The sequence below is a fragment of the Pseudomonas arcuscaelestis genome (assembly GCF_016881005.1).
Taxonomy (GTDB): Bacteria; Pseudomonadota; Gammaproteobacteria; order Pseudomonadales; family Pseudomonadaceae; genus Aquipseudomonas; species Aquipseudomonas arcuscaelestis.
Genome location: NZ_JACOPV010000004.1, coordinates 247,679 through 273,506 on the forward strand (window position 1 = coordinate 247,679; position 25,828 = coordinate 273,506).

At 58.5% G+C, this 25,828-nt stretch carries 24 protein-coding genes, 1 tRNA gene and 1 pseudogene; 13 read left to right on the plus strand and 13 right to left on the minus strand.

Annotated elements, in window-relative coordinates:
- Nucleotides 1-12 precede the first annotated feature (12 nt).
- From H8F21_RS07490 to H8F21_RS07505, 4 genes are all read left to right on the plus strand, one after another.
- On the plus strand, nucleotides 13-2,919 hold the full coding sequence (locus H8F21_RS07490; RefSeq protein ID WP_203482619.1) for an aminotransferase: 2,907 nt from the start codon (nucleotides 13-15) through the stop codon (nucleotides 2,917-2,919).
- Between the two features lie 183 nt (nucleotides 2,920-3,102).
- Nucleotides 3,103-3,981 carry an N-carbamoylputrescine amidase gene (gene aguB, locus H8F21_RS07495; protein ID WP_203482618.1) on the plus strand — a complete coding sequence of 293 codons (879 nt, stop codon included), beginning with the start codon at nucleotides 3,103-3,105 and terminating at the stop codon, nucleotides 3,979-3,981.
- 60 nt (nucleotides 3,982-4,041) lie between these two features.
- Nucleotides 4,042-5,148, plus strand: a complete 1,107-nt coding sequence (gene aguA / locus H8F21_RS07500; RefSeq protein ID WP_203584184.1) for an agmatine deiminase — start codon at nucleotides 4,042-4,044, stop codon at nucleotides 5,146-5,148.
- Nucleotides 5,149-5,331: 183 nt separating this feature from the next.
- A complete protein-coding gene (locus H8F21_RS07505) occupies nucleotides 5,332-5,523 on the plus strand; it encodes a hypothetical protein (RefSeq protein WP_203482617.1) in 192 nt (63 codons plus the stop codon).
- Nucleotides 5,524-5,562: 39 nt separating this feature from the next.
- On the opposite strand, the gene H8F21_RS07510 is transcribed toward H8F21_RS07505, so the two are convergent.
- A complete protein-coding gene (locus H8F21_RS07510) occupies nucleotides 5,563-7,647 on the minus strand; it encodes a TonB-dependent receptor (protein ID WP_203482614.1) in 2,085 nt (694 codons plus the stop codon).
- A gap of 443 nt (nucleotides 7,648-8,090) precedes the next feature.
- Between H8F21_RS07510 and H8F21_RS07515 the strand changes: the two genes are divergently transcribed.
- Nucleotides 8,091-9,374 carry an OprD family porin gene (locus H8F21_RS07515; protein ID WP_203482612.1) on the plus strand — a complete coding sequence of 428 codons (1,284 nt, stop codon included), beginning with the start codon at nucleotides 8,091-8,093 and terminating at the stop codon, nucleotides 9,372-9,374.
- Between the two features lie 114 nt (nucleotides 9,375-9,488).
- Here the strand turns inward: H8F21_RS07515 and H8F21_RS07520 are convergent, their stop codons facing one another.
- Nucleotides 9,489-11,153 carry an FMN-binding glutamate synthase family protein gene (locus H8F21_RS07520; protein WP_203482610.1) on the minus strand — a complete coding sequence of 555 codons (1,665 nt, stop codon included), beginning with the start codon at nucleotides 11,151-11,153 and terminating at the stop codon, nucleotides 9,489-9,491.
- Nucleotides 11,154-11,368: 215 nt separating this feature from the next.
- Between H8F21_RS07520 and H8F21_RS07525 the strand changes: the two genes are divergently transcribed.
- Together H8F21_RS07525 and rfaD are read left to right on the plus strand one after the other, a co-directional pair.
- The gene (locus H8F21_RS07525) at nucleotides 11,369-12,559 is read left to right on the plus strand and encodes an MFS transporter (protein ID WP_203584185.1); all 1,191 of its coding nucleotides are present in this window, start codon (nucleotides 11,369-11,371) and stop codon (nucleotides 12,557-12,559) included.
- A gap of 214 nt (nucleotides 12,560-12,773) precedes the next feature.
- Entirely contained in the window at nucleotides 12,774-13,769 is a 996-nt protein-coding gene (gene rfaD, locus H8F21_RS07530) for an ADP-glyceromanno-heptose 6-epimerase (protein ID WP_136474075.1), read from the plus strand.
- On the opposite strand, the gene H8F21_RS07535 is transcribed toward rfaD, so the two are convergent.
- Entirely contained in the window at nucleotides 13,766-15,145 is a 1,380-nt protein-coding gene (locus tag H8F21_RS07535) for a flavin-containing monooxygenase (protein WP_203482607.1), read from the minus strand. The genes rfaD and H8F21_RS07535 overlap by 4 nt on opposite strands.
- A 657-nt stretch (nucleotides 15,146-15,802) precedes the next feature.
- On the opposite strand from H8F21_RS07535, the gene H8F21_RS07540 reads away from it, so the two are divergent.
- Nucleotides 15,803-16,123: a DUF3077 domain-containing protein gene (locus tag H8F21_RS07540; RefSeq protein WP_203482606.1), complete on the plus strand. Its 321-nt coding sequence runs from the start codon at nucleotides 15,803-15,805 to the stop codon at nucleotides 16,121-16,123.
- Nucleotides 16,124-16,218: 95 nt separating this feature from the next.
- A pseudogene (locus H8F21_RS07545) lies at nucleotides 16,219-16,359 on the plus strand (type II toxin-antitoxin system RelB/DinJ family antitoxin); the annotation flags it as partial.
- Between the two features lie 149 nt (nucleotides 16,360-16,508).
- On the opposite strand, the gene H8F21_RS07550 reads toward H8F21_RS07545, so the two are convergent.
- The 5 genes from H8F21_RS07550 to H8F21_RS07570 form a co-directional block, all read right to left on the minus strand.
- Nucleotides 16,509-16,584: transfer RNA gene (locus tag H8F21_RS07550), tRNA-Thr, on the minus strand.
- 97 nt (nucleotides 16,585-16,681) lie between these two features.
- Entirely contained in the window at nucleotides 16,682-16,912 is a 231-nt protein-coding gene (locus tag H8F21_RS07555) for a hypothetical protein (RefSeq protein ID WP_203482605.1), read from the minus strand.
- Between the two features lie 23 nt (nucleotides 16,913-16,935).
- Nucleotides 16,936-17,316 carry a hypothetical protein gene (locus H8F21_RS07560; RefSeq protein ID WP_203482604.1) on the minus strand — a complete coding sequence of 127 codons (381 nt, stop codon included), beginning with the start codon at nucleotides 17,314-17,316 and terminating at the stop codon, nucleotides 16,936-16,938.
- Nucleotides 17,317-17,334: 18 nt separating this feature from the next.
- Nucleotides 17,335-17,541, minus strand: coding sequence for a helix-turn-helix domain-containing protein (locus H8F21_RS07565; protein ID WP_038605723.1), 207 nt, complete (start codon nucleotides 17,539-17,541; stop codon nucleotides 17,335-17,337).
- 9 nt (nucleotides 17,542-17,550) lie between these two features.
- The gene (locus tag H8F21_RS07570) at nucleotides 17,551-18,129 is read right to left on the minus strand and encodes a hypothetical protein (protein WP_203482603.1); all 579 of its coding nucleotides are present in this window, start codon (nucleotides 18,127-18,129) and stop codon (nucleotides 17,551-17,553) included.
- A 476-nt stretch (nucleotides 18,130-18,605) separates the two neighbouring features.
- Here H8F21_RS07570 and mdtJ point away from each other — a divergent pair, with 476 nt between their 5' ends.
- Together mdtJ and mdtI are read left to right on the plus strand one after the other, a co-directional pair.
- The gene (gene mdtJ / locus H8F21_RS07575; protein ID WP_136474081.1) at nucleotides 18,606-18,965 is read left to right on the plus strand and encodes a multidrug/spermidine efflux SMR transporter subunit MdtJ; all 360 of its coding nucleotides are present in this window, start codon (nucleotides 18,606-18,608) and stop codon (nucleotides 18,963-18,965) included.
- Nucleotides 18,959-19,288, plus strand: coding sequence for a multidrug/spermidine efflux SMR transporter subunit MdtI (mdtI, locus tag H8F21_RS07580; RefSeq protein ID WP_203584186.1), 330 nt, complete (start codon nucleotides 18,959-18,961; stop codon nucleotides 19,286-19,288). Before mdtJ ends, mdtI begins: the two co-directional genes overlap by 7 nt.
- Before the next feature lie 238 nt (nucleotides 19,289-19,526).
- Here the strand turns inward: mdtI and H8F21_RS07585 are convergent, their stop codons facing one another.
- The 5 genes from H8F21_RS07585 to H8F21_RS07605 are packed head-to-tail and all read right to left on the minus strand — an operon-like array spanning nucleotide 19,527 to nucleotide 23,780.
- Complete coding sequence (locus H8F21_RS07585; RefSeq protein ID WP_203482601.1) at nucleotides 19,527-20,747, minus strand: methyltransferase; 1,221 nt, start codon at nucleotides 20,745-20,747, stop codon at nucleotides 19,527-19,529.
- Nucleotides 20,748-20,792: 45 nt separating this feature from the next.
- Nucleotides 20,793-21,482: an ABC transporter permease gene (locus H8F21_RS07590; RefSeq protein WP_203482600.1), complete on the minus strand. Its 690-nt coding sequence runs from the start codon at nucleotides 21,480-21,482 to the stop codon at nucleotides 20,793-20,795.
- Entirely contained in the window at nucleotides 21,479-22,174 is a 696-nt protein-coding gene (locus H8F21_RS07595) for an ABC transporter permease (RefSeq protein WP_203482598.1), read from the minus strand. Before H8F21_RS07595 ends, H8F21_RS07590 begins: the two co-directional genes overlap by 4 nt.
- A 57-nt stretch (nucleotides 22,175-22,231) precedes the next feature.
- On the minus strand, nucleotides 22,232-22,993 hold the full coding sequence (locus H8F21_RS07600) for an ABC transporter substrate-binding protein (RefSeq protein WP_136474086.1): 762 nt from the start codon (nucleotides 22,991-22,993) through the stop codon (nucleotides 22,232-22,234).
- 13 nt (nucleotides 22,994-23,006) lie between these two features.
- Nucleotides 23,007-23,780, minus strand: a complete 774-nt coding sequence (locus H8F21_RS07605; RefSeq protein WP_136474087.1) for an ABC transporter ATP-binding protein — start codon at nucleotides 23,778-23,780, stop codon at nucleotides 23,007-23,009.
- A gap of 194 nt (nucleotides 23,781-23,974) precedes the next feature.
- On the opposite strand from H8F21_RS07605, the gene H8F21_RS07610 reads away from it, so the two are divergent.
- Together H8F21_RS07610 and gabP are read left to right on the plus strand one after the other, a co-directional pair.
- A complete protein-coding gene (locus tag H8F21_RS07610) occupies nucleotides 23,975-24,154 on the plus strand; it encodes a hypothetical protein (protein WP_203482596.1) in 180 nt (59 codons plus the stop codon).
- A 236-nt stretch (nucleotides 24,155-24,390) separates the two neighbouring features.
- A complete protein-coding gene (gabP, locus tag H8F21_RS07615; RefSeq protein ID WP_203482595.1) occupies nucleotides 24,391-25,785 on the plus strand; it encodes a GABA permease in 1,395 nt (464 codons plus the stop codon).
- Nucleotides 25,786-25,828 lie beyond the last annotated feature (43 nt).

Sequence of the window (25,828 nt, forward strand, 5' to 3'; positions counted from 1 at the left end):
TGAGGTCCCAACATGCCGCTCAGTACCTTGCTCCACCGCGCTAGCCAGCCTTGTCCCGATGTCAGCGAGCAACAAGCGCTACAACTGTTGCAGGAACACTATGGGCTGAGTGGCTCATTACACCCTCTGGGCAGCCAGCAAGACCTGAACTTTCGTGTCGATAGCCCCCAAGGGCGCTATGTGCTGAAAATCTGCCACGGCGATTATACCGTTGTTGAGCTTGAGGCCCAGCACGCGGCCCTGAGCTATCTGCATGAGCGCGGCCTGCCAGTGCCGGCCGTCATGCCAGCAAAGAGCGGTGCGCAGTTATTGACGCTCGATCAGGCCGGTCAGGCACTGCGCGTGCGTTTGCTCGACTACATAGAAGGTCAGTCACTCACCCGTCTTAAATTCATGCCGGCGCAGTTGATCGCCGAGCTTGGCGAGCTTTGCGCACGTATCGACCAGGCCTTGGCGGATTTCACCCATCCTGGGCTCGAACGTACACTGCAATGGGATCCACGGCACGCCATTGAGCTGATCGCGCACCTGTCGCCGGTACTCACCGAGGGCGCCCGCAAAGCGCAATTGTTGGAGGCCACGGACAAGGCGCAAAAACGCCTGCAGCCGCTGACCGGACAATTGCCCATGCAGGCGGTACACCTCGATATCACCGATGACAACGCTGTGTGGCAACGTGACGAGCAGCGTCAGTGGCAACTGCAAGGGGTTATCGATTTCGGCGACCTGGTGCACACCTGGCGGATTGCCGATCTGTCGGTAACCTGTGCGGCCCTGCTGCACCACGCCGAGGGTGATCCGCTGCGCATTCTGCCTGCCGTCCAGGCCTACCATGCGCTAAACCCGCTGACCGACGCCGAGCTCAAGGCCCTTTGGCCAATGGTGGTCGCGCGCGCTGGCGTGTTGGTGCTCAGCAGCGAGCAGCAACTGAGTGTCGACCCGGACAATGCTTATATTCGCGACAACCTCAGTCACGAGTGGGAAATATTCGAGGTTGCTACCAGCGTGCCATTCGAGCTGATGGAGGCTGCCATTGCGCAGGTAGCCGGTGGCGATCTGCCGGACCTGGAGCTGAGCGCGAGTGGTGAGCTGCTGCCCGGCTTGCAAGGCAGTAGTGTCACCGCGGTGGACCTGGGCGTGTTGAGCAGTCACTTTCAGGCAGGTAACTGGGAACAACCGGGCTTCGACCAGCAATTGCTGCGTGAGCAGGCGGGTGCAAATGGGGCCGCCTGTTCGCTTCACGGCCAATACCGCCTTTCGCAAACCCATATCGACAACCCGCAGGAACCCCGCACTTTCGCGTTGCACGTTGAGTTGCAGGCTCCGGTGAATGAAGTACAGGCGCCGTGGGCGGGGGTGTGGCTGGCGACCGACGATGGCCAGGGCTGCCTGCAAGGTGAGCAATGCAGCCTGTGGTTGCGGGGGCTGGTCGATGCACCTGAAACCGGAGCACAAATCAGCCAAGGGCAACACCTGGGTCGCAGTGACGGGCTCTTGAGTATTCAGCTGTGCCGCGTGCCGGGCCTGTGCCCACCGCCATTCGTCGAGCCGTCGCGAGCGGCGGCTTGGAAAGCCTTGTGCCCGTCCCCTCAGGCGTTGCTGGGCTTTGCATGCGAGGCTGAGCCGCTGGTGGATGCGCAGCAATTGCTGGCGCGGCGCGATGCCAGCTTTGCCCGCTCGCAAAAGCATTACTACGAGCAACCACCGCATATCGAACGTGGCTGGCGCAATTACCTGATCGACATGCAGGGACGCTCCTACCTGGACATGCTCAACAACGTTGCCGTACTCGGCCACGGTCACCCGCGCATGGCCAGCGAGGCCGCGCGTCAGTGGTCGCTGGTGAACACCAACTCACGCTTTCATTACGCCGCCATCGCCGAGTTCTCCGAGCGCTTGCTGGCGCTGGCGCCAGACTCGATGGACCGGGTATTTCTGGTCAACAGCGGCACCGAGGCCAATGATCTGGCGATTCGCCTGGCGTGGGCCTACAGCGGTGGGCGCGACATGCTCAGTGTGCTGGAGGCTTATCACGGCTGGTCGGTGGCCACCGATGCGATTTCGACGTCCATCGCTGACAACCCTTTGGCGTTGAGTACGCGTCCTGAATGGGTGCACCCGGTGATCGCCCCGAACACCTACCGCGGCGCGTATCGCGGTGAGGACAGCAGCGCTGACTATCTGCGCGATGTTGATGCAAAACTTGAGGCGGTAGCGGCTGCGCAGCGCCAATTGGCCGGTTTTATCTGCGAGCCGGTTTATGGCAATGCGGGGGGTATTTCGTTGCCTGCGGGTTACCTGGAGCAGGCCTATGCCAAAGTCCGTGCGGCCGGAGGGGTGTGCATTGCCGATGAAGTACAGGTTGGCTACGGTCGACTTGGCGAATATTTCTGGGGCTTTGAGCAACAGGGTGTGGTGCCGGACATCATCACCATGGCCAAGGGCATGGGCAACGGCCAACCATTGGGCGTGGTGATCACCCGTCGAGAAATTGCCGAAGCGCTGGAAGCGCAGGGCTACTTCTTCTCGTCTGCCGGTGGCAGCCCTGTCAGTTGCCGGATCGGCATTGCCGTACTTGATGTGATGGATGAAGAAGGCCTGTGGGATAACGCCCGTGACGTTGGCCGGCACTTCAAGGCGCGTTTGCAAGGGTTGGTCGATAAACATCCGTTAGCGGGTGCAGTCCATGGTTCAGGCTTTTACCTGGGCCTGGAGCTGGTGCGTGACCGCACCACCCTGGAACCGGCCACAGAGGAAACCACCACCTTGTGCAACCGCCTGCGCGACCTGGGGATATTCATGCAGCCGACGGGCGACTACTTGAACATTCTCAAGATCAAACCGCCGATGTGCACCACGCGCCAGAGCGTGGACTTCTTTGTCGATAGCATCGACAGGGTACTGTCGGAAGCGCTCTAGCACGCCAATAAAAGCCGCTTAAGCCGATTGTTATCGGTTTAAGCGGCTTTTTTATGCCTGTAATTTTCGCTTTATGGCTTCTAAAGCCGATATTTATCGGATATAAAGTTATCCATCATTCCTGTACACAGTCATCGGTCGCCTGCATGCTCAGTCGGCCCAGTTATCCTCCGAGAGGTTTTCATGAGCCGCACCGTTACCGTCGCCGCCACCCAGATGGCGTGCTCCTGGGATCGCCAGAACAACCTGGCTACCGCTGAAAAGCTGGTCCGCGAAGCCGCCGCCAAAGGCGCGCAGATCATCCTCATCCAGGAATTGTTCGAAACCCCGTACTTCTGCCAGAAGCCGAACCCGGACTACCTGCAACTGGCAACGCCGGTGGAAACCAACGCCGCCATCGAACACTTCCAGGCACTGGCCAAGGAACTGCAGGTGGTACTGCCGATCAGCTTTTTCGAATTGGCTGGACGCGCACGTTTCAACAGCATCGCGATCATCGACGCCGACGGCAGTAACTTGGGCGTGTACCGCAAGACGCACATCCCGGATGGCCCTGGCTATCACGAGAAGTACTACTTCAACCCGGGCGATACCGGCTTCAAGGTCTGGCAGACGCGCTACGCCAAGATCGGCGTTGGCATCTGCTGGGACCAGTGGTTCCCGGAGTGCGCTCGCAGCATGGCGTTGTTGGGCGCTGAAGTGCTGTTCTACCCGACCGCAATTGGTAGTGAACCGCACGACAAGAGCATTTCCTCGCGTGACCATTGGCAGCGTGTGCAGCAAGGCCATGCCGGTGCCAACCTGATGCCGCTGATTGCCAGCAACCGCATCGGCAATGAAGAACAGGACGGCTACGACATCACCTTCTACGGCTCGTCGTTCATCGCCAACCAGTTTGGCGAGAAAGTCGAAGCGCTCAACGAGACCGAAGAGGGCGTGCTGGTGCATACTTTCGACCTGGACAAACTGGAGCACATCCGCAGCGCCTGGGGCACTTTCCGTGACCGCCGTCCGAATCTGTACGGCCCGGTGAAAACCCTCGATGGCGCGCTGGAATCCTGATCATTCAATGACCTCGCCGCAGGCCCTGGTGGCTGCGGCGAACACTGCAAAGGTTTACTCATGAAGACCCTGACCAGCACCCCACGCGCCGATGGCTTCTACATGCCCGCTGAATGGGCGCCGCAAACCCAGGTATGGATGGTGTGGCCCGAGCGCCCGGACAACTGGCGCCTGGGCGGCAAACCGGTACAGGCGGCACACGTGACGCTGGCCCAGGCCATCGCCCGTTTCCAGCCGGTAACCGTTGCCGTTTCGGCCGCTCAATACGACAACGCGCGCGCGCGCCTGGATGCACCCAACATCCGTGTGGTTGAAATCAGCAACGACGATGCGTGGGTCCGGGACACCGGCCCGACTTTCGTTATCAATCACAGTGGCGAAGTGCGTGGCGTTGACTGGGGCTTCAATGCCTGGGGTGGTTTCGAAGGCGGCCTGTACGCGCCGTGGAACCGTGATGAGCAAGTGGCCAGCAAGGTTCTGGAAATGGAACGCTGCCAGCGCTATCACACCGAAGGCTTTGTGCTGGAAGGCGGCTCGATCCACGTTGATGGTGAAGGCACCTTGATCACCACCGAAGAGTGCCTGCTCAACCACAACCGCAACCCGCACCTCAATCGTGAGCAGATCGAAGCGGTGCTGCGTGACCACCTGGCGGTGGACACCATCATCTGGCTGCCAGATGGCCTGTACAACGATGAAACCGACGGTCACGTCGACAACTTCTGTTGTTACGTGCGTCCTGGCGAAGTGTTACTGGCCTGGACAGATGATCCGCAAGACCCCAACTACGCGCGCTGCCACGCCGCACTTGAGGTGCTGCAGAACAGCCGCGATGCCAAGGGGCGTGCCTTTACCGTGCACAAAATGCCGATTCCGGGCCCACTGTTTGCCACTGAAGAAGAGTGTGCGGGCGTTGATCCGGTGGCGGGTAGCCAGGAACGCAACCCTTCGGTTCGCCTGGCGGGCTCCTACGTCAACTTCCTGATCGTCAACGGCGGCATCATTGCGCCGAGCTTCGACGACCCGGCAGATGCCGAGGCTAGAGCGATCCTTGCTCGCGTCTTCCCTGATCATGAAATCGTGATGATCCCCGGGCGCGAAATGCTGTTGGGCGGAGGCAACATCCACTGCCTGACCCAGCAGCAGCCGGCACCTTCGAAAGGTTGAAGCATCGCTTATAAAAGAACCCGTCCTTGGACGGGTTTTTTTATGCTTGTTCGACAATCGGTGCGTGCGCTGGCACACCTCTTGTATTTGTTTTGCATTGTATTTCAAACAGATAGAGCAACCCTGTTCTGTCACAAAGTTTGCGTAGGTTAGCCGCTCACGGCCCAGGGAGTACGTGTCGAAATGAATGCAGTAAGTGAGCCGGCTTCGCCCTCATCAGCAATGAATCATGAGTCGCTGCAGCGAGTGGCTCAATGGTTGAAACAAAATGGAAGAATCCGGGGCAGGAAGTCCGATCACCGTCGTACGTTGTTGGCGCGTTACCCAACCGGCCTGATCACCGAAGCAGAGCTCGAAGCCCTGCTGGGCAACTGACCAACAAAACGATCGGCGCGGGCTTACCCCGCGCTGCTCTTAGAAACTATAAGTGCCAGTAACCACCAGGCTGCGCGGATCACCGAACTGGATCTGCGCGGCGCTGGTAGCTGAGCTGTAGTAGGTTTTGTCGGCGATGTTGTTCAATGCCGCGCGCACGTCCCAATCCTTGGTGCGGAACCCGGCCAAGGCGTCCCATCGCCCGTAACCTGGCAACACCGCGGTGTTCTGGTTGTCGGCAAAGCGCTCACCCACCAGGGTCAGGCCGGTTTCGCCGTACCAGCCCATTTCCGGCTTCCAGGTCAGGAACAGGCTGCCATTGCGCTTGGCGACGTTACTCACGCGGTTGCCTTCCTGACCATTTTCGTCCTTGACGATGGTGGCATCCTGAATGCCGATACCGCCGCGAACATACCAGTTGCCAACGATGTTGCCGGTAGCCGTCAGCTCTACACCGCGCGAGCGCTGCAAGCCGGTGAGCAAGGTAACGTCCGGGATGTTCGGGTCGCTGGTGCGACGGTTGTAGAGCTCAAGTTCGTAAATCGCCAAGGTGGTGCTCAGGCGTTCGTCGAGCCAGTCGCTTTTAACCCCGACTTCTTTCTGCCGCGTTTCTTCCGGGCTGGTTTCGTTGGTGTTGCCGGCAGCGCCTGGGGTAATGCCGATCAAACCGCCGCCCACCGGCGAGAAGGTTTTGCTCCACGAGGCGTAGAAGGAGTGCTCCTTCCAGGGGGAATAGACCACGCCCACCCGTGGGCTGGTGCTATTGCTGTCCTGGTTCTCGGAAAGGTTCTTGATCTTGTTGGTGGTCTCTACTTCGAACTGATCGAAACGCACACCGGCGAGCACTTGCCACTGATCGTTCAGGCGCAGTTGGTCCTGGATGTACAGGCCACGGCTGTCGACCACGGTGTGGTTGTTGCTCGACAGCACCATTTGACCGTTGTACTGCAAGTTCCGGTCGGGGTTGTCGAGGTCTACGCCCGGCACTTTACCGGCCGCCTTGTAGAGCAGTGGATCGCGGCGCTGGTTGCCGACTTCGATACCGGTCAACAAGGTGTGCTGCAAACCGAAGGTCTCGACGTTGCCTTCCAGCTCAACGGTGTTGAACAGGTTGCGTGTGTTCAAGTCTTGCTGCCAGCGCTGGCGGTTAACCTCGTTGGTTTTGGCGTTGTAGCCCGTCTGGTAGGTGTTGTCGAAGTCGCTGTTGAGCTTGAACAGGCCCAGGGTATGGCGCACCTGCCAGTTCTCGCTGAGCTGGTAGTTAAGGCGCGAACGCAGCGACTGCGCCTTGTCATCGATGAAGTCGCGGTGGGTGTCGCCATAGGTGGTGCTGCGGCTGACATCGGCCGGGCGACCATTGACGCTTGGAATACCGCGATCAGGTGTGCGGTTGTAGCGGCTGTACTCGTACTGCACCAGCCAGTTGAGGTCTGGGGTCAGTTGCCAGTTCATGGATGGCGCGAACAGTTGGCGGCTGCCGTCGATGCCATGGCGGAAACTGTTGTTGTCCTGGTTGCCCATGTTCAGGCGCAGGCTGATGTTGTCCGATGGGTCTGCGCTGAGGTCGGCATACAAACTGCGCAAGTCTTCGCTGCCACCCTGGGCTTCGATGGACGAGCGACGACCGGCTTCGGGCATCTTGCTTACGCGGTTGACGATGCCGCCTTGGCTGCCTCGCCCGTAAAGCACGGCGGCAGGGCCCTTGAGCACCTCGATACGCTCGATGTTGTGCAGGTCGCGCACGTACTGGCTGTCGTCGCGAATACCGTCGAGGTAGAAGTCGTTGCTGGCGTCGAAGCCGCGAATGCGCACGCTGTCGAAACGCGTGTCGGCACCGTTGCTGACGTTGGGTATACCGCCAAGTGCCTTGCCCAGATCATTGGTGCCGTAGTCCAGTACATTGCTGGTCTTCACCGAATCGATGGCCTGGGGAACATAGCGGGCCGGGGTGGAAGTACGCGTAGCCGTGCTGACCTCCTTGACCCGCGGATCATCGCGCTCGCGGTCGCTTTCAGCGGTAACCGATAACTCAGGGAGGGTGGTGCTGGCGGCCAGTGCAAATCCGGAAGTGAGAAACAGGGAGACACCCAAGGTCAAGGGTGCCAGACGGCAGGGGGCAGGCATTAAGGACATCCGCAGGGCTTGAAGGTATTAGACAAAAAGAGGGGTTGAAATTTTGCGCGAATGATAATGCGTGCTATTTGCTTGTGTTAATTGTTTCTTAATCGGTTGTAAGTATTTGTATTTCAAATTGTTTCTTGAGTAAGGCCTTGAGCTGACTCCATAATTGCGTCGCTTATTCGGGACTTCAGGCCCTCGCAGCGCGACGAATTGCGTCGATACTCGGGGTAGTTTCACGAAATTTTGACATGCCGATCCGCACACGGATACGATTCGGTCAACGCCTGAAGGCCCATAGACCAAGAGTCCAGAATAAAAGGCCCGTTGCGATCACTCGCAAGCGGGTTTTTTATTTTCTGACCCGCGAGCGTCAACCCACGCAGGGGGCGTGGTTTTTGGCGTAGGTCTCAGCGCGTATCCGACTAAGAAATAAGGAAAAGAATAAAATGTTGAAAACCAGGATCAGCTTGATCGCGCTGGGGCTTATGGCCGCGACTCAGGCATCGGCCAATGACCAGGCCGCAGCTAAGGGCTTCATCGAAGACAGCAGCGCCAGTGTTCTGCTGCGCAACGCCTTCATCAACCGCGACAAAAAGCATGGCGACGACGACCAGAGTGAATGGGGTCAGGCTTTCATCGGTAAGTTCTCTTCCGGCTACACCCAAGGTACCGTGGGTGTCGGTGTAGACGCTTTCGGTCTGTACGCTGTGCGTCTGGACGGCGGCAAGGGTCGCAACGGCGGCGCCGGTATCGACTTCTTCAAACCGGCTGAAGGCGACGGCCCGCAAAACTCCCCACACAACCTTGCTCGTGGTGGCGCTGCGGTCAAATTCCGCGTTTCCAACACCGTACTGAAGTACGGCGACCAAATGCCGGAACTGCCAGTGCTGCAGTACGACGATGGCCGCCTGCTGCCAGAGAGCTACACCGGTACCCTGATCACCTCGAAGGAAATCAAGGGCCTGGAGCTGAATGCCGGTCGCTTCACCCAGGAAGCACGTAAAAGTGCTGAAGGCCGTGACAGCGGTGGTCTGAAGTCGATCAACGTATTCGGCGGTAGCTACAAGTTCACCGAGAACCTGTCCGCTTCCCTGTACGGTTCCGACGTAGAAGACGTATTGAAGAAGCAGTACCTGGGCGTCAACTTCGTTCAGCCGCTGGCAGACGATCAGTCCCTGACCCTGGACTTCAACGGCTACAAGACCAAGCTGGATCGCGATTTCGCCACTGACGACCGTCGCGACAACACCATCTGGAGCCTGGCAGCCACTTACGCCTTCGGTCCGCACGCGCTGACCCTGGCGCACCAGCGCAGCACCGGTGACACCGGCTACAACTACGGTTTCTACCAGAACGCTGGTGGTATCGGTGACGGTGGTTCGACCATCTACCTGGCCAACTCCTACTGGTCCGACTTCAACAACGAAGACGAGCGTTCGTGGCAGGTTGCCTACGACCTGGACTTCGGCGCCTTCGGCGTACCGGGTCTGACCTACCGTGTAGCCTACGTGCGTGGTGATAACATCAACACCCGCGGCTTCGGTGAAGGTACAGAGCGCGAAATCTTCAACCAGTTCAAGTACGTGGTTCAGGAAGGTCCAGCCAAAGATCTGTCGATCAAGCTGCGTAGCTCGTTCCTGCGTACTTCCGACAGCATGCGTGAAGCTGAACTCAACGACGACGGCAACGAAGTCCGCGTGTTCGTAGAGTACCCAATCAGCATCCTGTAATTGCTGCTTGCGTCTCCACCAACCCCGGCCTAGGCCGGGGTTGTTCATTCAGGCGCCACACTCACCGAAAGCGCTGGGAGCGGATTGATCCGCGAAGGACTGCGCAGCAGTTCCCTAGGCCGGCATGCTTTCTTTGCGACGCACCGCAGGCTTGATTGGCGATACTTCGCCTGTCTCCGGCTCGAAGCTGTCGCTGCGCGCCATTCGCCACATCCGTGCATAGAACTCACTTTCGATCGAGCCACTGAGCAACTCGCCGGGCTTGAGGAACACATGCAGCTGGGAAAACAGCTGGATCTCGCTGGCACTGATGCGCCGTACCAGATGCTTGGGCTTGAGCTGTGAGGGATGGTCCAGGCCTGCTGCCGCAAGCATTTCAGCCAGGGCATGCAGGGTATTGCGGTGAAAGCTGTAAACCCGCTCGGCTTTGTCCGGCACCACCAGGGCGCGCTGACGAAGCGGGTCTTGAGTAGCGACGCCGGTAGGACACTTGTTGGTATGGCAGCTTTGCGACTGAATGCAGCCAATCGCGAACATAAAGCCACGCGCCGAGTTGACCCAGTCCGCACCGATTGCCAGCACGCTTGCGATGTCGAAAGCACTGACAATCTTGCCGCCTGCGCCAATGCGTACCTTGTCGCGCAGGTTCAAGCCCACCAGGGTGTTGTGGACAAACATCAGCCCTTCCCGCATCGGCACACCAATGTTGTCGCTGAACTCGCGAGGTGCGGCGCCCGTACCGCCTTCCTTGCCGTCGACAACGATAAAGTCCGGAACAATACCGGTCACCAGCATGGCCTTGGCAATGCCCATGAACTCCCACGGGTGGCCCAGGCAAAATTTGAAACCCACCGGCTTACCGCCAGACAACTCGCGCAATTGGGCAATGAACTGCAGCAGTTCCATTGGAGTGCGAAAGGCGCTGTGGGCGGCGGGCGAGATGCAGTCTTCACCCACCGTCACTCCACGGGTGGCCGCAATCTCGCTGCTCACTTTATGCCCTGGCAGAATCCCGCCATGCCCAGGCTTGGCGCCTTGGCTCAGCTTGATTTCGATCATCTTCACTTGCGGGTCACGCGCCTGTTTGGCGAAACGCTCAGGGTCGAAGCGCCCGGCCGAAGTGCGGCAGCCAAAATAGCCACTGCCAATTTCCCAGATCAGATCACCACCGTGTTCGCGGTGATACGGGCTGATACTGCCTTCGCCAGTGTCATGGGCAAAACGCCCCTTCTTGGCGCCTTGATTGAGCGCGGCAATAGCGTTGGCACTCAGCGCACCGAAGCTCATTGCCGAGATATTGAAAATTGACGCCGAGTACGGCTGACGGCACTGCGGGCCGCCGATGGCGATGCGAAACGAAGCGGGGTCGGGGGTGTCTGCAGGCAGCATCGAATGGCTGATGAACTCAAAGCCGGGGCGGTACACATCGATGAGCGTGCCGAAGGCCTTCTCGGCGCTTTCATTCTTGGCCCGTGCGTACACCAGCGAGCGCTGGGCGCGGGAGAACGGCAGCTTGTCGTCATCGCCCTCGAGCAGGTACTGGCGAATTTCCGGGCGAATGGTTTCGATCAGGTAACGGATATTGCCGAGAATCGGGTAGTTGCGTCGCACTGCGTGATGGCTTTGTCGCAGGTCATTGAGGCCAACCAGGCTGAGCAGCGCACAGATCAGGGTGAAGGGCCACAGCCACACATGGTTGGAAAGAAACGGCAGGCTGATACAGGTAAACAGCAAACAGCCGACCAAACAGGCATAGCGGCTGGGAAGCGAAGCTTTCATGAATCTTCCACTGATATGAGAGATCCTTCCAAGGATAGGGCAAGCGCTCAAGCGGAAAACCCGTGAAATCAGTAAAAGACTTTTATTCCCGGCGTGCTTGACCTGAGCCAGGTTAGTTCGCAGATAGCTGAACCCAACTCCGCTAGTTGCATAACTGCCAGGCGCAGCGCCCGTGCTACAAGATCACTCCAGATGTTTCCGAGTGATTTCAAGCGATGACCGCACCTCGCATTCAACCCACCGCCCAGGGCTTTGGCCTGCTGTGCCTGGCCAGCTATCTGCTGTCGCTGTCGTATGGCTCGACGTTTTTGTTGTCGTTGCTGGTCAGCACCCGTGGCGGTAATGAGCAGGACGCTGGCCAAATCATTTCGCTGGCCATGCTCAGTACCGTGGTTGCAGTGCTGGGCAGCGGTCATCTGGCTGACCGTCTTGGGTCTGCGCGGGCTATTGCACTGTCAGCGTGCTGCCTGGTGGTGGCCTGCCTGGACTTTGCCCTGGTGCCTGGCACCGGCATGGGCCTGATGCTCTGTGGCCTTGTTCTGGGCCTTGGCTGGGGCGCGTTCTATACCCTCGGGCCCATCCTGGTCAGCGAACGCGTCGAGGCGCAGCGCCGTACCCACAGCTTTGCCTTGCTCTCGGGCAGCATGATGAGCGGTATCGGTTCCGGGCCTTTGGTCGGCAAGCTGGCCAGTGTGTTCGGCCTGCCGGTACAGACCGCGTTCTACACCGCTGCCCTGGCAGCGCTGGTCGGCCTGCTGATTTTCACCTACCTGGCGCGCCTGCAGCGTCCGGCTTCCAGCCGTGTCAGCATCAGCCGGCGTGCGTCCATCGAGGTGCTGGGCTCGAAGGCGCGTTGGCCGATTGTCATGGTGGGTTTGGGCGGCGCAATCTTCGGTGGCCTGGGCAGCTTCCAGACGTCCTATGCGGCGGTACGCGGCCTGGATTACTCGTTGTTCTTCATTGGCTTCATGAGCGCGGCAATCAGTTGCCGGTTGTTGATCGCAGGGTGGGTGGTAAAGCGTGACGCCTATCAAGCCTCGTGCCTGCTGTGCGGGTTCATCGTTGTGGCGGTGCTGGCCTTGGGCTGGGGTGTGCAGGACAACCTTGGCTACCTGCTGGCCGCAGCGCTGTTGGGCGTCGGATACGGCCTGAACTACTCGGTGATCAATGGCCTGGCGGCGAACCAGGCCCCGGCCGGTCTCACCCCACAAGCCTTGCTGTTGTTCAGCCTTGCCTACTTTCTTGGGGTGTTCGGCTACCCTTGGTTGGCCGGTAACTTGATCGTCAGCAACGGCACCGAAGCAATGATGATCAGCCTGCTGCTGGTAGCGCTGCTGAACTGGGCGATAAGCCTCGGTCGACTTTACGGGCGCCGTCGCGACATGGCCTTGTCTGCGGCGGGCTAAGCATTACTGGTCCTGGGTCTGGTTCCAGACCGGCGTACTGGTAGAGCGAGCCGAAATAACGCTTGTCGGAGATAAACGGCTGCATCAGCGGCAACAGCAAAACAGAAGTCCGACGAGCGTTATCGCCAACAACGCATCTATTGACCCTGGTTAGTTTTTGAGCAGCAAACGTTGCCTACACTGAGAGCTCTGCACCCTCAAAGGGGGACAAAGCATGACCATTATCGTCACCGGCGCGGCCGGTTTCATTGGTAGCAACCTGGTCCAGGCCCTCAATCGACGCGATGAAACCGAGATCATTGCTGTCGACGACCTGACCGATGGCGACAAGTTTCGCAACCTCGCCGATTGCGAGATTGCCGATTACCTGGACAAAGACGACTTTCTTGAGCGCTTTGCGTGCGGCCAGTTCGGCAAAGTCAGGGCCGTGCTGCACCAGGGTGCGTGCTCCAGTACCGTCGTGGACGACGGCCGATTCATGATGGACAGCAACTACCGCTTCAGCCGCGACCTGCTCGACGCTGCACAAAGCCTGCAAGTACCGATGCTGTACGCCTCATCGGCAGCGGTGTACGGCGCTGGGCGCGACTTTCGTGAACAACGCGAATGTGAGCGGCCATTGAATGTATACGGCTACTCCAAATTTTTGTTCGACCAGCGCGTGCGCCGGCAACTGCCGGTGTCACGCAGCCAGATCGTTGGGCTGCGCTACTTCAACGTGTACGGGCCCCACGAACAGCACAAAGGCGCCATGGCCTCCGTGGCCTTTCACTGCTTCAACCAATACCAAGCCCACGGCAAAGTCAGCCTGTTCGGCAGTTACGGCGACTACCCAAGCGGCGGGCACCTGCGCGACTTCGTCTCGGTGGAAGACGTGGTCAAGGTTAACCTGTTCTTCTTGGATAACCCGCAACTGAGCGGCATCTTCAACGTCGGCAGTGGCCGCGCCCAGCCGTTCAACGACGTGGCCATGGCGGTTATCAACCACTTGCGCGAGCAGCACGACCACCCCCCGCTTTCCCGGGAGATGGCCTTGCTTGAAGGCATTCTTGAATACAGCGAGTTTCCTGAGCACCTGCGTGGCAAATATCAGTGCTACACCTGCGCCGACCTTGGGCAGCTACGGGCGGTTGGCTACCAGGAGCCTACCTTGTCGGTAGAGCAGGGCGTTGCACGCTACTGCGACTGGTTGCAGGCGACGCTCGCTTAGTGCTGACGTAGCGCCTTTACATCGCCCTTGGCAGCGGTTTCGCGCAGGTACTCGCCGAGCGAATCATCCATGGCCTGCAGCCAGCGGGTATGGTGCGGCACGGCGGCAGTGCCGGTGATAACCGAACGGTAGGACTTATCGCGATAGCCCATGATGTCCTGCTTTTTGTCCGACTTCCATTTCAGGAAAATGCGGTTTACCGCGTCGATATCGAAGCTTGGGTAGTCGGTCTGTTCGATCAGGTGCTTGATATAGCGGCCTTGGAATTCGTACATCGAAGCAGTGGTTTCCAGCGCTTCTTCCTCGGCACGCCAGCGGGCACTGTCGGCCTGCATCGCCGATGGCTGCGGCAGCTTGATACGCCCGAGCATGTAATCGCGAGCAAACCAGGCCTGCGCATCGAACAGATTGAAGCTGTACCAGAGGTCTTGCATGCCAAGGTAGATCAACTGCGGGTTCTGCTCCCACACCACACCTTGATAGAGGCCTAGCGGCCACAGGCGATTGCCGGTGTTGAGGGCCAGGTCGTCCGGCAGGAACGGGAAGTGATGCTGATAGCCGGTGCAAAGAATGATCGCATCAACGCGCTTGCTCGACCCGTCGGCAAAATACGCCATGTCGCCTTCAACACGCTGCAGCTGCGGTCGCTCTTCCCAGCCCTTGGGCCATTTGTAACCCATCGGTTGGGTACGCCAGGCGCTGGTGATCGAGCGTGCGCCGTACTTGAAGCACTGCGAGCCGATATCCTCGGCGGAATAGCTGCTGCCGACAATCAGTACATCCTTGCCTTTGAATTCCAGCGCATCGCGGAAGTCGTGGGCATGCAGAATGCGCCCGGAAAACCGTTCAAAGCCGCTGAAATCCGGCACATGCGGGGTAGAGAAATGCCCGCTGGCCACCACCACATAATCGAACACCTGCTCGATACCCTGGCCGATAGCGTAGTCGTAGGCGTTGACCGTAAAGGTACGGCTGGCCTCATCAAAGCTCACGGCCTTCACCGCCGTATTGAAACGAATGTAGTCGCGCACGCCGGCCTTTTTCACCCGGCCCTGAATGTAATCCCACAACACCTCACGCGGCGGATACGAAGAAATCGGCCGTCCGAAATGTTCATCAAAACTGTAGTCGGCGAACTCCAGGCACTCCTTCGGCCCGTTCGACCACAGGTAGCGATACATACTGCCGTGCACCGGCTCGCCGTGCTCATCCAGCCCGGTGCGCCAGGTGTAGTTCCACATCCCGCCCCAGTCGGCCTGCTTTTCGAAACAAACCACCTCGGGCATTGGAGCACCCTGGGCGTGAGCGGATTGAAAGGCACGCAACTGCGCTAGGCCGGAAGGACCTGCGCCGATAATGGCAACACGAATAGTCATAAAAATTCCTGACAGAAAACACTGAAAAAAATGCAAAGCGTCTCCAGCCCTGAACGGTGAAACCGAGGGCAATGGAAAGCGAAAAATTCAGATGTCAGCGGGCAGGTGGAGGAACAGGGCGTTTGCGTTTATGCGCGAGCAGAATGTCGCGGGGTGGAATCGACAGGGTGTGGAAGAGTGTCGAAAGCGGAGAGCTGAGCTGCGAAACACTAGCAACAGCGATGGGCCCGCAAGACTTGCCAAACAGCACGGCAAACGGGCCTTGAGGGCGAAAGATGCGTGTGATCTCATTCATGACGGGCTGATTCTGCCTCTTTTGGTTATGGATGCCTTTTTAGCTATAACGGATGGGGCGCGAGATTTCAAGGCTGGCGCCCTCGGCTTGCCTCACCTGACGATGAACGTTAGGCTTCCCGGGTCGCTGCAAAATCAGCGATCGGGTTTGGTCGCCCGTTCACACAATTAGACGTTTCAGCGTCCAACTACGAATGCTGACGAGATGTTCGTCTGCACCTTCGTTTTATGGCGGCTGTGCGCGGGAGGCATTCGTGCCTGCCGGGTTTGTCTATTGTCTCGGTCGACCAACCTGCGTACAGCTGTCACCCAACTTGCTTGGTCGCGAGTGGTGCCAGTTCCACCACAATAGAGATGTTCACAATGACAAAAATAGTCCCGGATCCCCCGCAGTCCCTCTTCGGCAAAACCGCCGAATCCACCTTCGGCGCCTGCAACGCCGGCCACCCACCCCTGTTTACCGTGCGCGAAGGCATCGAAGCTGAAGATGCACTGGTTCACGTCTCGCTATTGCTCGAAGGCATCTACGACACCGCCCAGCAGGCCTGCGAGCATATTCATGACCTACCCAAGAAAGGCCTGCTCTGGTCCACCCTGCATTCGGCAGACCTGGCAAAAGGGCTGGTGGATGCAGTGTTGGATGGAATTGATAACGAGGGATTGAAGCGTAAAGGGCGGGGTTGAGTTGATTGAAAATGCGGGGCTGGAGTGACCGCTTGAGAGGGGCTGCTTGGCGGCCCTTCGTCTGGTGTAGGGGTTTGTTCAAGCGGATGTGCTATGCGTTGCAGCCCATGGCTGAGCGCGGGCAACTGCCGCGCAAGCGAGTGATGATGGCTGATGAGGGCGAAGCCCTGCTTGCCACGGTACGCGAACGTCTTGCGGCCCCCCAGCGGGTGAAGGTTTTGCTGGATGACCTATAGGTTTTACAAAAAGTGGCAGATCGGTCAGATGCTTGCCTGTGAGAGCAATGGCATCGAAATCTAATGAAATGCCAAAACGAAAAAACCCGCCAGAAGGCGGGTTTTTCGGGGGTTCCAGAGACTTTGAAAGCTTTCTTTGGAACCTTGTATGGTGCCGGCACCAGGAATCGAACCCGGGACCTACTGATTACAAGTCAGTTGCTCTACCATCTGAGCTATACCGGCACAGGGGCGTCATTATAGCGATCGGTTTGCGTCTGTAAACTACTTCTGCACGATTCTTTGAAATACTTGTTTCTAAAAGGTATTTCGGCCCGTTTTCCTACCAGCCACGGTGCAGTGAAGTGGCGTCTGGTTCGGCTTTGGTCGGGTCGAAAAGCATGGGTTTGTGGTCGTGACAGCCACGCTTGTTGCAGTGCATGTAAGGCTGTGCCGGCAAGCCGTTGTCGCCCAGTACCTGCATTTTTGGCATTTCCCAGTCGGGGGTGTAGCTGGCGCTGCTGCAGCCAGCGAGGATGAAGGTGAGCAAGGCAAGGCTGTGTGTTTTGTTCACTGTAAATTCCGTTTTCTTCAGGTTTATTCTTTGTTGAGGATGCGCTGGATGGTGCCGCCGCAGCTTTGGTAGCAGCTGTCGTAGTCGTTGCCGCAGCTGTAGCTTGAGCCGCTGCCGTACGGGTAGCTGGGGTAGTAGCAGCTTTTGCGGGCTTCTTTTTTGCTCTTGCCGTTCTGGCAGTGCTGGTAGCTTCTGAGGTTGGCCTGGTACAGGGCCAGGTCGCTGTTTTCCTGCAGGCGCGCCATTTGTTTGCAGTGGTTGCGTTCGGTGGCGCAGCTGTTGATGCAGTTCATGCCCATCATGCTGGGTGGGGGCGAGTATCTATAGGTGTAACTAGGGCCGCAGCCGCCGAGCAGGGCGGCAGTCAGCAGCAGCGCAGGGCGCCACTTGAGTGAATTGCTCACGAGTTGCTGGTTCCTTGATCATTCCTCGCTGAACTCCAGCAAATCACCTGGCTGGCAGTTCAACGCGCGACAGAGCTTCTCCAGGGTCTCGATTTTGAAACCCTTGATTTTGCCGTTTTTCAGCAACGACAGGTTCGCTTCCGTAATCCCGATAATTTCGGCCAGATCCTTGGAGCGGATCTTGTTTTTGGCCATGACCACGTCGAGGCGGATGATTATCGGCATAGGGGGAAGCTAGACATAACAGTTGTGTTCATCGCTGATGGTTTTGGCGTCACGCATGAGGAGTGAAAAGGCGCAGAGCAATATCCCTTTCATGATCTCGTAAACCGCCACGGATGATACACCGATCGATACGCTGAAGCTTCTTTCACCCGCAGGCAGGTCGATGGCAAATGCCAAGCCCTGGAGGGTGCCGATAACCGGCCATAGCATCGGTGTGCAGATGCACAGCAGGCCAACCCACCACAGCAGTTTGATGTTTTCTGCTGTCCAGGTTTGACCCTTGGACAAGCGCAGGAAGAACAAACCGGTGAAGAACAACGCCAGCACCGACAGGCTGCTGGGGATCAACTCCAGGGCCAGCACCAGGCCTAGGGCCAGGATGGAGGGTTGGTAGTCCGGTGCCAGCAGCAATGGCATCTGGTCGCCATAGCTTTGCAGGTAAGCGCTCTGCATCTGGGCTTTGTCGAAAATCCACAGCATTGCAGTGCTGCCAAATTCGACGACGGCGGTCGTCCAGGCGAGTAGAGCGGCGAATGCGCCGATCACTCGAAGGCGCGAGCGCGCATAGGCCACTGTTTTACTGTTCATGTTTTGCCTCCGTTCGATGTTGAGCGGTGGGCATTATTTTCTAGAAATTATCGCAATACAATAATTAATTGTTGTTTTGTGTGAGGTGTGACGTTTTGACTCGATCGCGGAGCAAGCCGCTCCCACAGCAACGCGCCACACACTGTGGGGGCGGGTTTGCCCTGTGCCTTGGAAAATATAATTTACGAAGCTTTCGGCAACCTTTAAGGGCTTTCACCTGAATACGGTTTAAAAGACGCGAAATTTAATTAGTAATTTTCTATCGATTTGACTTTAGCGATGCCTTGAGCTAATTTGTTGTTCATTATGTTGAACAGTAAAGCGTTTCTGCTCCCCACCTCTCGTCTGGCCTCCTGTGAAAATCACTGGACCGGCGGTCTCTAGCGCCTCCCCCGACAAACAGCTTGTTCCTTGGTTTTTGTCTGTAGCCCGTCGCCGTTTGTGCGCCCGGTTTGTTTCGCCCGTGGGAGGGCATCATGCGTTCCTGGATCTATTTGTTTATTGCCATCATCGCTGAGGTGATTGGCACCGTTTCGATGAAATTCGCCGCTACTGCGCACCCGGTGTTGGGTCATGGCTTGATGTACGCCATGATCGGTCTGTCGTATTTCTTCCTCGCGCTGGCCGTTAAGCGCGTGCCGGTAGGTGTTGCCTACGCGCTGTGGGAAGGCATCGGCATTGTGCTTATTACCTTGGCCAGCGTTACCTGGTTGGGTGAAAGCCTGGGCTTGCTCAAGGCCGCCGGCCTGGGTGTGATGATTGCCGGTATCTTGCTGATCAAGTCCGGTACCCGCCCAGCACCTGCCGAGCGCAACAGGGAGGCGCTGCCATGCTAAGCATGAATTGGATTCCCTTCGCCTGGCTTGGCCTGGCGATCGTGCTCGAAGTTATCGCCAACCTGTTGCTCAAGTATTCCGATGGTTTTCGCAAGCGCGGCCTGGGGATCGTTTCGATTCTTTGTGTACTGGCGGCGTTTACCGCGCTGGCCCAGGCTGTTCGCGATATTGAACTGTCGCTCGCTTATGCCATTTGGGGTGGCTTCGGCATTCTCGCCACCGTGGCCATGGGTTGGGCACTTTTTGGCCAGCGCTTGGCGGGGCGGGGCTGGTTGGGCCTGATGCTATTGCTGGCGGGTATGAGCATGCTGAAACTGGCCTGATTTTGCTGCTTAGAGCTATTTGCTGGAACGCTTATGCACAAGGCGCGTGCCAGCAAGGCCGCGCGTATGTCGGCTTAAGGCGCGCCTTTGGTCTTTGCGCAAATGGCTGTTTTTGCTGGCGATAAACCGCTGAGCAAAAAACGACCAATCGTTGAAAGCGTTTGGATCCAAGGTTTTTGAGGGTTTTTTCAAAAGGTTGCCCACAGACTTATCCACAGGCTGCGCACAGTTGTCGCAGTCAGTGGCGTTCGGCCATTAGCATCAGGTTGCGCGGGGTCAGTGGCTGGTCGCAGAACACCCCCAATTGCACCCGATAGCCTTGCTCTTGCAAGTACAGGGCGCGGTCCAATACTAGCCAAAGCTCAAGGGGGCGACGGAACAGGTTGCGCAGCAGTTCGAGGTTGCGGACCTCGGCCAAACGCTGCCAACCCAGGGCCTGCAAGCTAGCCCAGTCTGGTGTATGGTCGATGTGCAGGCCTTTGAGTGCTGCCAGCTCCTGGCAGTAGCCAGCGAACGGCTTTTGCAGCCAGCTCACCGGTAACGATGGTGTCGGCAGGTACTCATCAACACCCCGCAGCTGCCGCTGCAGCAGATCAAAGCCCAGGCGCCTGGCCATCGACTCGTCGCGCTGGCGGCGTACCCGCGCGCCGGCGGTGACGGTCTCACTCAGTGGCAGGCCAAGATCATCGATTGAAAGCTGCAACCCCGAGGCAATCGCGGCGCCAGACAACGGCTGGTAGTGCGCGGCCTGAATGCGGTTGTAGCAGCACGGGGCAATGGCCAGTTGGCGACAACCTTGCTGGCTGGCCAGCTTGATCAAGCGCACATGCAAATCGCCGCAGGCATGCAGGGCCACCGCCGTATGTTCGCTGCCCAACTGGCGGCAGGCTTGGTCTGCCATCACGTCTTGGAGCAAGTGCTGGCTCGGTAGCCCGTGATGCTGGCTGAGTGCATGGCCGGCTTGCACCAGCGCAGGGTCGTATTCCAGGCAGGTCAGCTTTTGCCGGTCGGCTTGCAGTAGCCGTCGTCCCAGGTGGCCTTTGCCGGAGCACCAGTCGAGCCAGTGTTGTGGTTCGTGGGTGAACGCCAGGTGACTGGCGAACGCCTCGATCTGCTGCCACTTGCGACCAGGCACATCCACATTCAGGCGATGGCTTGCTGAGTGCAGTTCGATGGCAGGTAGCTCGCCGACTTCGGACAACTGGCGTGCCACATGCGCCAACTGCGGGAATGGCTGCGGTGCAGGCAAAAGCTCGGGGTGGTTGTGCGCCGCCTCTGCCTCGCTCAACGAGCGTTGCCTTAACCAGTTCGCCAAGGCCGGGTGCTCGCTTTCCCAGGGCAATTGCCGCTGGGTGAAGGGGCGAGGGCGCCAAAGCGCTTGATGCTCGCGCAGAAAGCTGTCCAGGGCCTGGAAGCGGCCAAGCATGTGCGTATCTGTTAGCGGGCGGGGCGTGGTCATAGGCAGTCAAGCGAACGGGGCTGTGATCAGCCCCGTTATACAGGTTTAGCGACCCTGGCAGGCGTCGACGCGCAGCCAGCGTTCAAGCACCTTGAAGCCTTGCACCAGCAGGAAGGAGATCAGCAGGTAGAACAGCCCCGCTGCGAAGAAGATCTCTACCGGCAGGTAGGTGCGGGCGATGATGGTTCGCGCCATGCCGGTCAGTTCCAGCAGGGTTACGGTACTGGCCAGGGCGCTGGCCTTGAGCATCAGGATCACTTCGTTGCTGTACGCCGGCAGGCCGATGCGCGCGGCGCGCGGCAGCATGATGTAGAACAGCGCCTTGGCTTTGGACATGCCCAGCGCCCGCGCCGCCTCGATTTCGCCGCGAGGAATGGCTTGCAAGGCGCCGCGCAGAATCTCGGCGATGTAGGCCGCGGTGTGCAGGGTCATGGTTAGCACCGTGCACCAGAACGGGTCGCGCAAGTAAGGCCAGAGGGAACTGTTGCGCACCGCTTCAAACTGGGCCAGGCCGTAATACACCAGGAACAGTTGCACCAGCAGTGGCGTACCACGGAAGAAGAAGATGTAACCGTAAGGCAGGGCGCGTACATACCAGTGCCGCGATGAGCGCGCGATACCCAGCGGAATAGCAATGATCAGGCCGGCGATGACAGCGATTGCCACCAGCTCCAAGGTCAGTGTGGCGCCTTGGGCAAGGCGTGGCAGCCACTTGATAATGACTTCCCAGTTCATTGGTTGGCCCTCGCGAAGCCGCGTGCGGCGCGTTTTTCCAAGAAGTGCATGCCGGTCATTGCCAGTACGGTCAGCCCCAGATAGATGATGGCGGCAACCATGTAGAAGGTGAATGGCTGCTTGCTTACAGTCACTGCGATTTGCGAGTGACGCATGATTTCTTCCAGGCCGATCACCGATACCAGCGCGGTGTCTTTCATCAAAATCATGAACAGGTTGCCAAGGCCGGGAAGGGCGATGCGCCACATCTGCGGCAGGATGAGTTTCGAGAAGATCCGGCCCTTGGACAGGCCCAGGGCCAGGCCCGCTTCACGATGGCCCTTGGGGATCGCCAGGATCGCACCACGGAACACTTCGGTGGCATAGGCGCCGAAGCACAGGCCCAGGGCAATCACGCCCGCAGAGAAGGCGCTGAGCTCAAGGCCCGGAATATTCAGGGCTTCGCCAAGCTGATTCATCATGCTGACGGTGCCGAAGTAAATCAGTAACACCCAGAGCAGTTCGGGTACGCCACGCACCAGCGTGGAGTAGAAGCCGCCCAGCCATTGCAGGGGTTTGTACGGTGAGGTTTTCGCCAGGGCGCCAAGCAGCCCCAATACCAGACCCAGACACAGGGCTGACAACGCAAGTTTGACGGTCATCAGCGTCCCGGCTAACAGGGCCGGACCGAATCCGTATAGATCAATATTCATGGGCAGGTTTGTTCAAGGGACCGGCATCGCCGCGGGGGCGACGCCGGTCGGGGCGAATCAATAGATGCTGAAAGGGAAGTACTTGTCGTTGATCTTCTTGTAAGTGCCGTCGGCAACGATTTCCTTCAGTGCAGCGTTCAGCTTGTTGCGCAGTTCGTTGTCACCCTTGCGCACAGCGATACCGACCTTGTCGCTCTCGTTCACTGGCTCGCCTTTGAACTCGTAGTTCTTGCCGGCATCGGACTTCAGCCAGTCGTAGTTGGCGTATTTGTCGGCCAGCAGGGCGTCTACACGACCCGAGGTCAGGTCCAGGTAGGCGTTTTCCTGGGTGTCGTAGAGGTTGACCTTGAAGTTGCCGTCCATGCCGCCGTGATCGTCCAGCCAGATTGCTGCCTGGGTGGCGCGCTGGGTGCCCAGGGTCTTGCCTTTGAGCGATGCGTCGTCGGTTTTGAAGTCGACGTTTTTCGGGGCGATGAACTGCTGTTTGTTCGAGTAGTACGGGTCGGTGAAGTCAACGGCTTGCTTGCGCTCGTCGGTGATCGACAGCGACGAGACGATGAAGTCGAACTTCTTGGCGTTAAGGGCTGGAATGATGCCATCCCAATCGGAGGTGACGACTTCGCATTCAGCCTTCATCTTGGCGCACAGGGCGTCGCCGATGTCTTTGTCGAAACCTACGACCTGGCCGCTGGCATCCTTGTTGTTGAACGGCGGGTAGGCCGCTTCGATGCCCATCTTCAGTTTCTCGGCAGCCATGGCATTGGCCGAGAACACCAGCGTGGCGGCAGCGGCCAGGAGGAATTTCTTATAGTTCTGCATGCGTGTTGCTCCGTTAGCGGTTGCTGGACATGAATTGTTTACAGCGCGCCGAGGTCGGGTTTTCGAAAACCTGCTGCGGCGTTCCCTGCTCTTCGACCAACCCTTGGTGCAGGAAGACAACTTCACTGGACACCTGGCGGGCGAAGCCCATTTCGTGTGTAACCAGTAGCATGGTACGGCCTTCTTCGGCGAGGGCACGGATAACGTTAAGCACTTCCTGGACCATTTCCGGATCCAGCGCCGAGGTCGGTTCGTCGAACAGTATGACCTTGGGTTTCATTGCCAGCGTGCGGGCAATGGCTGCGCGCTGCTGCTGACCGCCGGAAAGTTCGGCCGGGTAGCTGTGGCGCTTGTTGTGGATACCTACTTTATTGAGCAGTGCTTCGGCATGCTCGATGGCCTCGGCCTTGCTCTGGCCGAGCACGCGCCGGGGCGCCTCGATGATGTTGTCGAGGATGCTCATGTGCGGCCACAGGTTGAAATTCTGGAACACGAAGCCGATCTCGCTGCGCAGGCGGTTGATCTGCTTGTTGTCGGCGGCTACCAGGTCGCCGTTTTTTGCGGCTTTCAAACGCAGCTCTTCACCAGCGACCAGGATCTGACCCTGGTGCGGGTTTTCCAGCAGGTTGATGCAGCGCAGCAGAGTGGACTTGCCGGAGCCGGAGGATCCCAGGATCGAGATCACATCGCCATCGCGGGCGGTCAGCGAGATGCCCTTGAGGATCTCCTGGTCGCCGTAGCGTTTGTGCAGGTTGCGGATTTCCAGCGCGGGCGTGGCCTCAGCCATGTGCGGTCCTCATGTGTTCTGGTGCGCTCCTGCTTGTTGGCGGCCTTCCTGGCTGCGCCAAGCTAGCATAGCGGCGGAATGACAGCCAACAAGGTCGGGAGGGGCAAGCAGTTGCCAAGAGGGCAAGTGTCGCATCGCTGCAGCGGACTGTCGCGCCGATGACCACTTCCCTCGTTTCCAGGGCCGGAGCCTTGATGAAAAAAGGCGCGATGGTGCCAGTTTTGGCCGGTGCTGGAAAGTCGTTTCTGACCTTGGGCACAGCTTTGGCGCGTAACTGCGGCAAATGGTTGCGCCTGCGGGTTGCGCCTTTTTGCGCAAAAAATGTGCGAGAGGTGTTACCGCTGATGGATTTTGGTGCACCTGGGTATTTGTAAGTGGGTATTTCAGTAATCGTGTTTTTCCGCTGTAGTTTGATGGCCTTTCGGTCATATCTTGGCAGCAAGGGCATGGAACCCTTGATTTCCGCGGCCTGAGGAGTTGTGACTACGAGCGGTCATGCTGCTGGCGCATTTATTGCCTTATCCACCGCCAACAGGATGTAGCGCGCTTTTCGAAGTGTGCGCCTGACGAAATCAGGATGTAGAAAGCCACTCCCTTCAAAGGTAGTTTTATGAGCGGTACGCACAATTCCAATGACCTCGCTCAGGGGCTCAAACAACGGCATGTCACCATGCTGTCTATTGCTGGTGTAATCGGTGCTGGTTTGTTCGTGGGTTCTGGCCATGCCATCGCCCAGGCAGGTCCCGCGGTATTGCTGGCTTATGCTGCTGCCGGCACGTTGGTGATTCTGGTGATGCGCATGCTGGCCGAGATGGCCATTGCTTCCCCGGACACCGGATCATTTTCCACCTATGCCGACAGGGCTATCGGCCATTGGGCTGGTTTTACCATTGGTTGGCTGTACTGGTGGTTCTGGGTGCTGGTGATCCCGCTGGAGGCCAACGCCGCCGCAACCATTCTGCATGCTTGGTTCCCTGATGTAGGTATCTGGGTATTTACCCTGGTGATCACCCTGCTGCTAACCGCTACCAACCTGTTCAGCGTGAAGAACTACGGTGAATTCGAGTTCTGGTTCGCCTTGCTCAAAGTGGTCGCGATCATTGGCTTCATCATTCTTGGCCTGGCAGCGGTGTTTGGCTTCCTGCCTAACAGCCAGGTCAGCGGCGTTAGCCATCTGTTCGACACTCAAGGCTTCATGCCTAACGGCCTCGGCGCGGTACTGGCGGCAATGCTCACCACCATGTTCTCGTTCATGGGTACCGAGATCGTCACTATTGCTGCTGCCGAGTCCAAGGACCCAGGCAAGCAGATCACCAAGGCCACCAATTCTGTGATCTGGCGGATCTTCCTGTTCTATCTCGTGTCAATCTTCCTGGTGGTGGCACTGGTGCCATGGAACCACAGCGACTTGGCCGAAGTGGGTTCGTACCAGACCGTGCTGAACCTGATGGGCATCCCTAATGCCAAGCTGATCGTCGACATCGTTGTCTTGATCGCGGTAACCAGCTGCCTGAACTCGGCGCTTTACACTTCTTCGCGCATGCTCTTCTCCCTGAGCAAGCGTGGTGATGCCCCGGCCATGGCCCAGCGCACCACCTCCAGCGGCACTCCGTACGTTGCTGTGGTGCTGTCGACTGCGGCGGCATTTCTGACTGTGTTTGCCAACTATGTGGCCCCTGCTGCGGTGTTCGAGTTCTTGCTGGCAAGCTCCGGCGCTATTGCCTTGCTGGTGTATCTGGTGATCGCAGTATCGCAACTGCGCATGCGTCGCCAGCGTATGGCGCGTGGCGAGAAAATCGCGTTCAAGATGTGGTTGTTCCCGGGCCTGACCTGGGCGACCATCGCCTTCATCGTGGGCATTCTCACCGTGATGCTGATCCGTCCGGATCACCGTATCGAAATCGTCGCCACCGGCTTGCTGTCCATAGCGGTGGTAGCGGCAGGCCTGCTGGTGGCGCGCAAGCGCAAAGCCGAGGCGGCGGGGCGTGCGGTGCTGAACAACTGATTTAGCTGAAATGTAAAAAGGCCGCGATCTGAAAAGATCGCGG

What these genes read in the sequence shown, in the direction of transcription:
- H8F21_RS07490 (WP_203482619.1), top strand. Translation starts at nt 13, where the DNA reads ATGCCGCTCAGTACCTTGCTCCACCGCGCTAGCCAGCCTTGTCCCGAT.
- aguB (WP_203482618.1), top strand. Translation starts at nt 3,103, where the DNA reads ATGAGCCGCACCGTTACCGTCGCCGCCACCCAGATGGCGTGCTCCTGG.
- aguA (WP_203584184.1), top strand. Translation starts at nt 4,042, where the DNA reads ATGAAGACCCTGACCAGCACCCCACGCGCCGATGGCTTCTACATGCCC.
- H8F21_RS07505 (WP_203482617.1), top strand. Translation starts at nt 5,332, where the DNA reads ATGAATGCAGTAAGTGAGCCGGCTTCGCCCTCATCAGCAATGAATCAT.
- H8F21_RS07510 (WP_203482614.1), bottom strand. Translation starts at nt 7,647, where the DNA reads ATGCCTGCCCCCTGCCGTCTGGCACCCTTGACCTTGGGTGTCTCCCTG.
- H8F21_RS07515 (WP_203482612.1), top strand. Translation starts at nt 8,091, where the DNA reads ATGTTGAAAACCAGGATCAGCTTGATCGCGCTGGGGCTTATGGCCGCG.
- H8F21_RS07520 (WP_203482610.1), bottom strand. Translation starts at nt 11,153, where the DNA reads ATGAAAGCTTCGCTTCCCAGCCGCTATGCCTGTTTGGTCGGCTGTTTG.
- H8F21_RS07525 (WP_203584185.1), top strand. Translation starts at nt 11,369, where the DNA reads ATGACCGCACCTCGCATTCAACCCACCGCCCAGGGCTTTGGCCTGCTG.
- rfaD (WP_136474075.1), top strand. Translation starts at nt 12,774, where the DNA reads ATGACCATTATCGTCACCGGCGCGGCCGGTTTCATTGGTAGCAACCTG.
- H8F21_RS07535 (WP_203482607.1), bottom strand. Translation starts at nt 15,145, where the DNA reads ATGACTATTCGTGTTGCCATTATCGGCGCAGGTCCTTCCGGCCTAGCG.
- H8F21_RS07540 (WP_203482606.1), top strand. Translation starts at nt 15,803, where the DNA reads ATGACAAAAATAGTCCCGGATCCCCCGCAGTCCCTCTTCGGCAAAACC.
- H8F21_RS07565 (WP_038605723.1), bottom strand. Translation starts at nt 17,541, where the DNA reads ATGCCGATAATCATCCGCCTCGACGTGGTCATGGCCAAAAACAAGATC.
- H8F21_RS07570 (WP_203482603.1), bottom strand. Translation starts at nt 18,129, where the DNA reads ATGAACAGTAAAACAGTGGCCTATGCGCGCTCGCGCCTTCGAGTGATC.
- mdtJ (WP_136474081.1), top strand. Translation starts at nt 18,606, where the DNA reads ATGCGTTCCTGGATCTATTTGTTTATTGCCATCATCGCTGAGGTGATT.
- mdtI (WP_203584186.1), top strand. Translation starts at nt 18,959, where the DNA reads ATGCTAAGCATGAATTGGATTCCCTTCGCCTGGCTTGGCCTGGCGATC.
- H8F21_RS07585 (WP_203482601.1), bottom strand. Translation starts at nt 20,747, where the DNA reads ATGACCACGCCCCGCCCGCTAACAGATACGCACATGCTTGGCCGCTTC.
- H8F21_RS07590 (WP_203482600.1), bottom strand. Translation starts at nt 21,482, where the DNA reads ATGAACTGGGAAGTCATTATCAAGTGGCTGCCACGCCTTGCCCAAGGC.
- H8F21_RS07595 (WP_203482598.1), bottom strand. Translation starts at nt 22,174, where the DNA reads ATGAATATTGATCTATACGGATTCGGTCCGGCCCTGTTAGCCGGGACG.
- H8F21_RS07600 (WP_136474086.1), bottom strand. Translation starts at nt 22,993, where the DNA reads ATGCAGAACTATAAGAAATTCCTCCTGGCCGCTGCCGCCACGCTGGTG.
- H8F21_RS07605 (WP_136474087.1), bottom strand. Translation starts at nt 23,780, where the DNA reads ATGGCTGAGGCCACGCCCGCGCTGGAAATCCGCAACCTGCACAAACGC.
- H8F21_RS07610 (WP_203482596.1), top strand. Translation starts at nt 23,975, where the DNA reads ATGAAAAAAGGCGCGATGGTGCCAGTTTTGGCCGGTGCTGGAAAGTCG.
- gabP (WP_203482595.1), top strand. Translation starts at nt 24,391, where the DNA reads ATGAGCGGTACGCACAATTCCAATGACCTCGCTCAGGGGCTCAAACAA.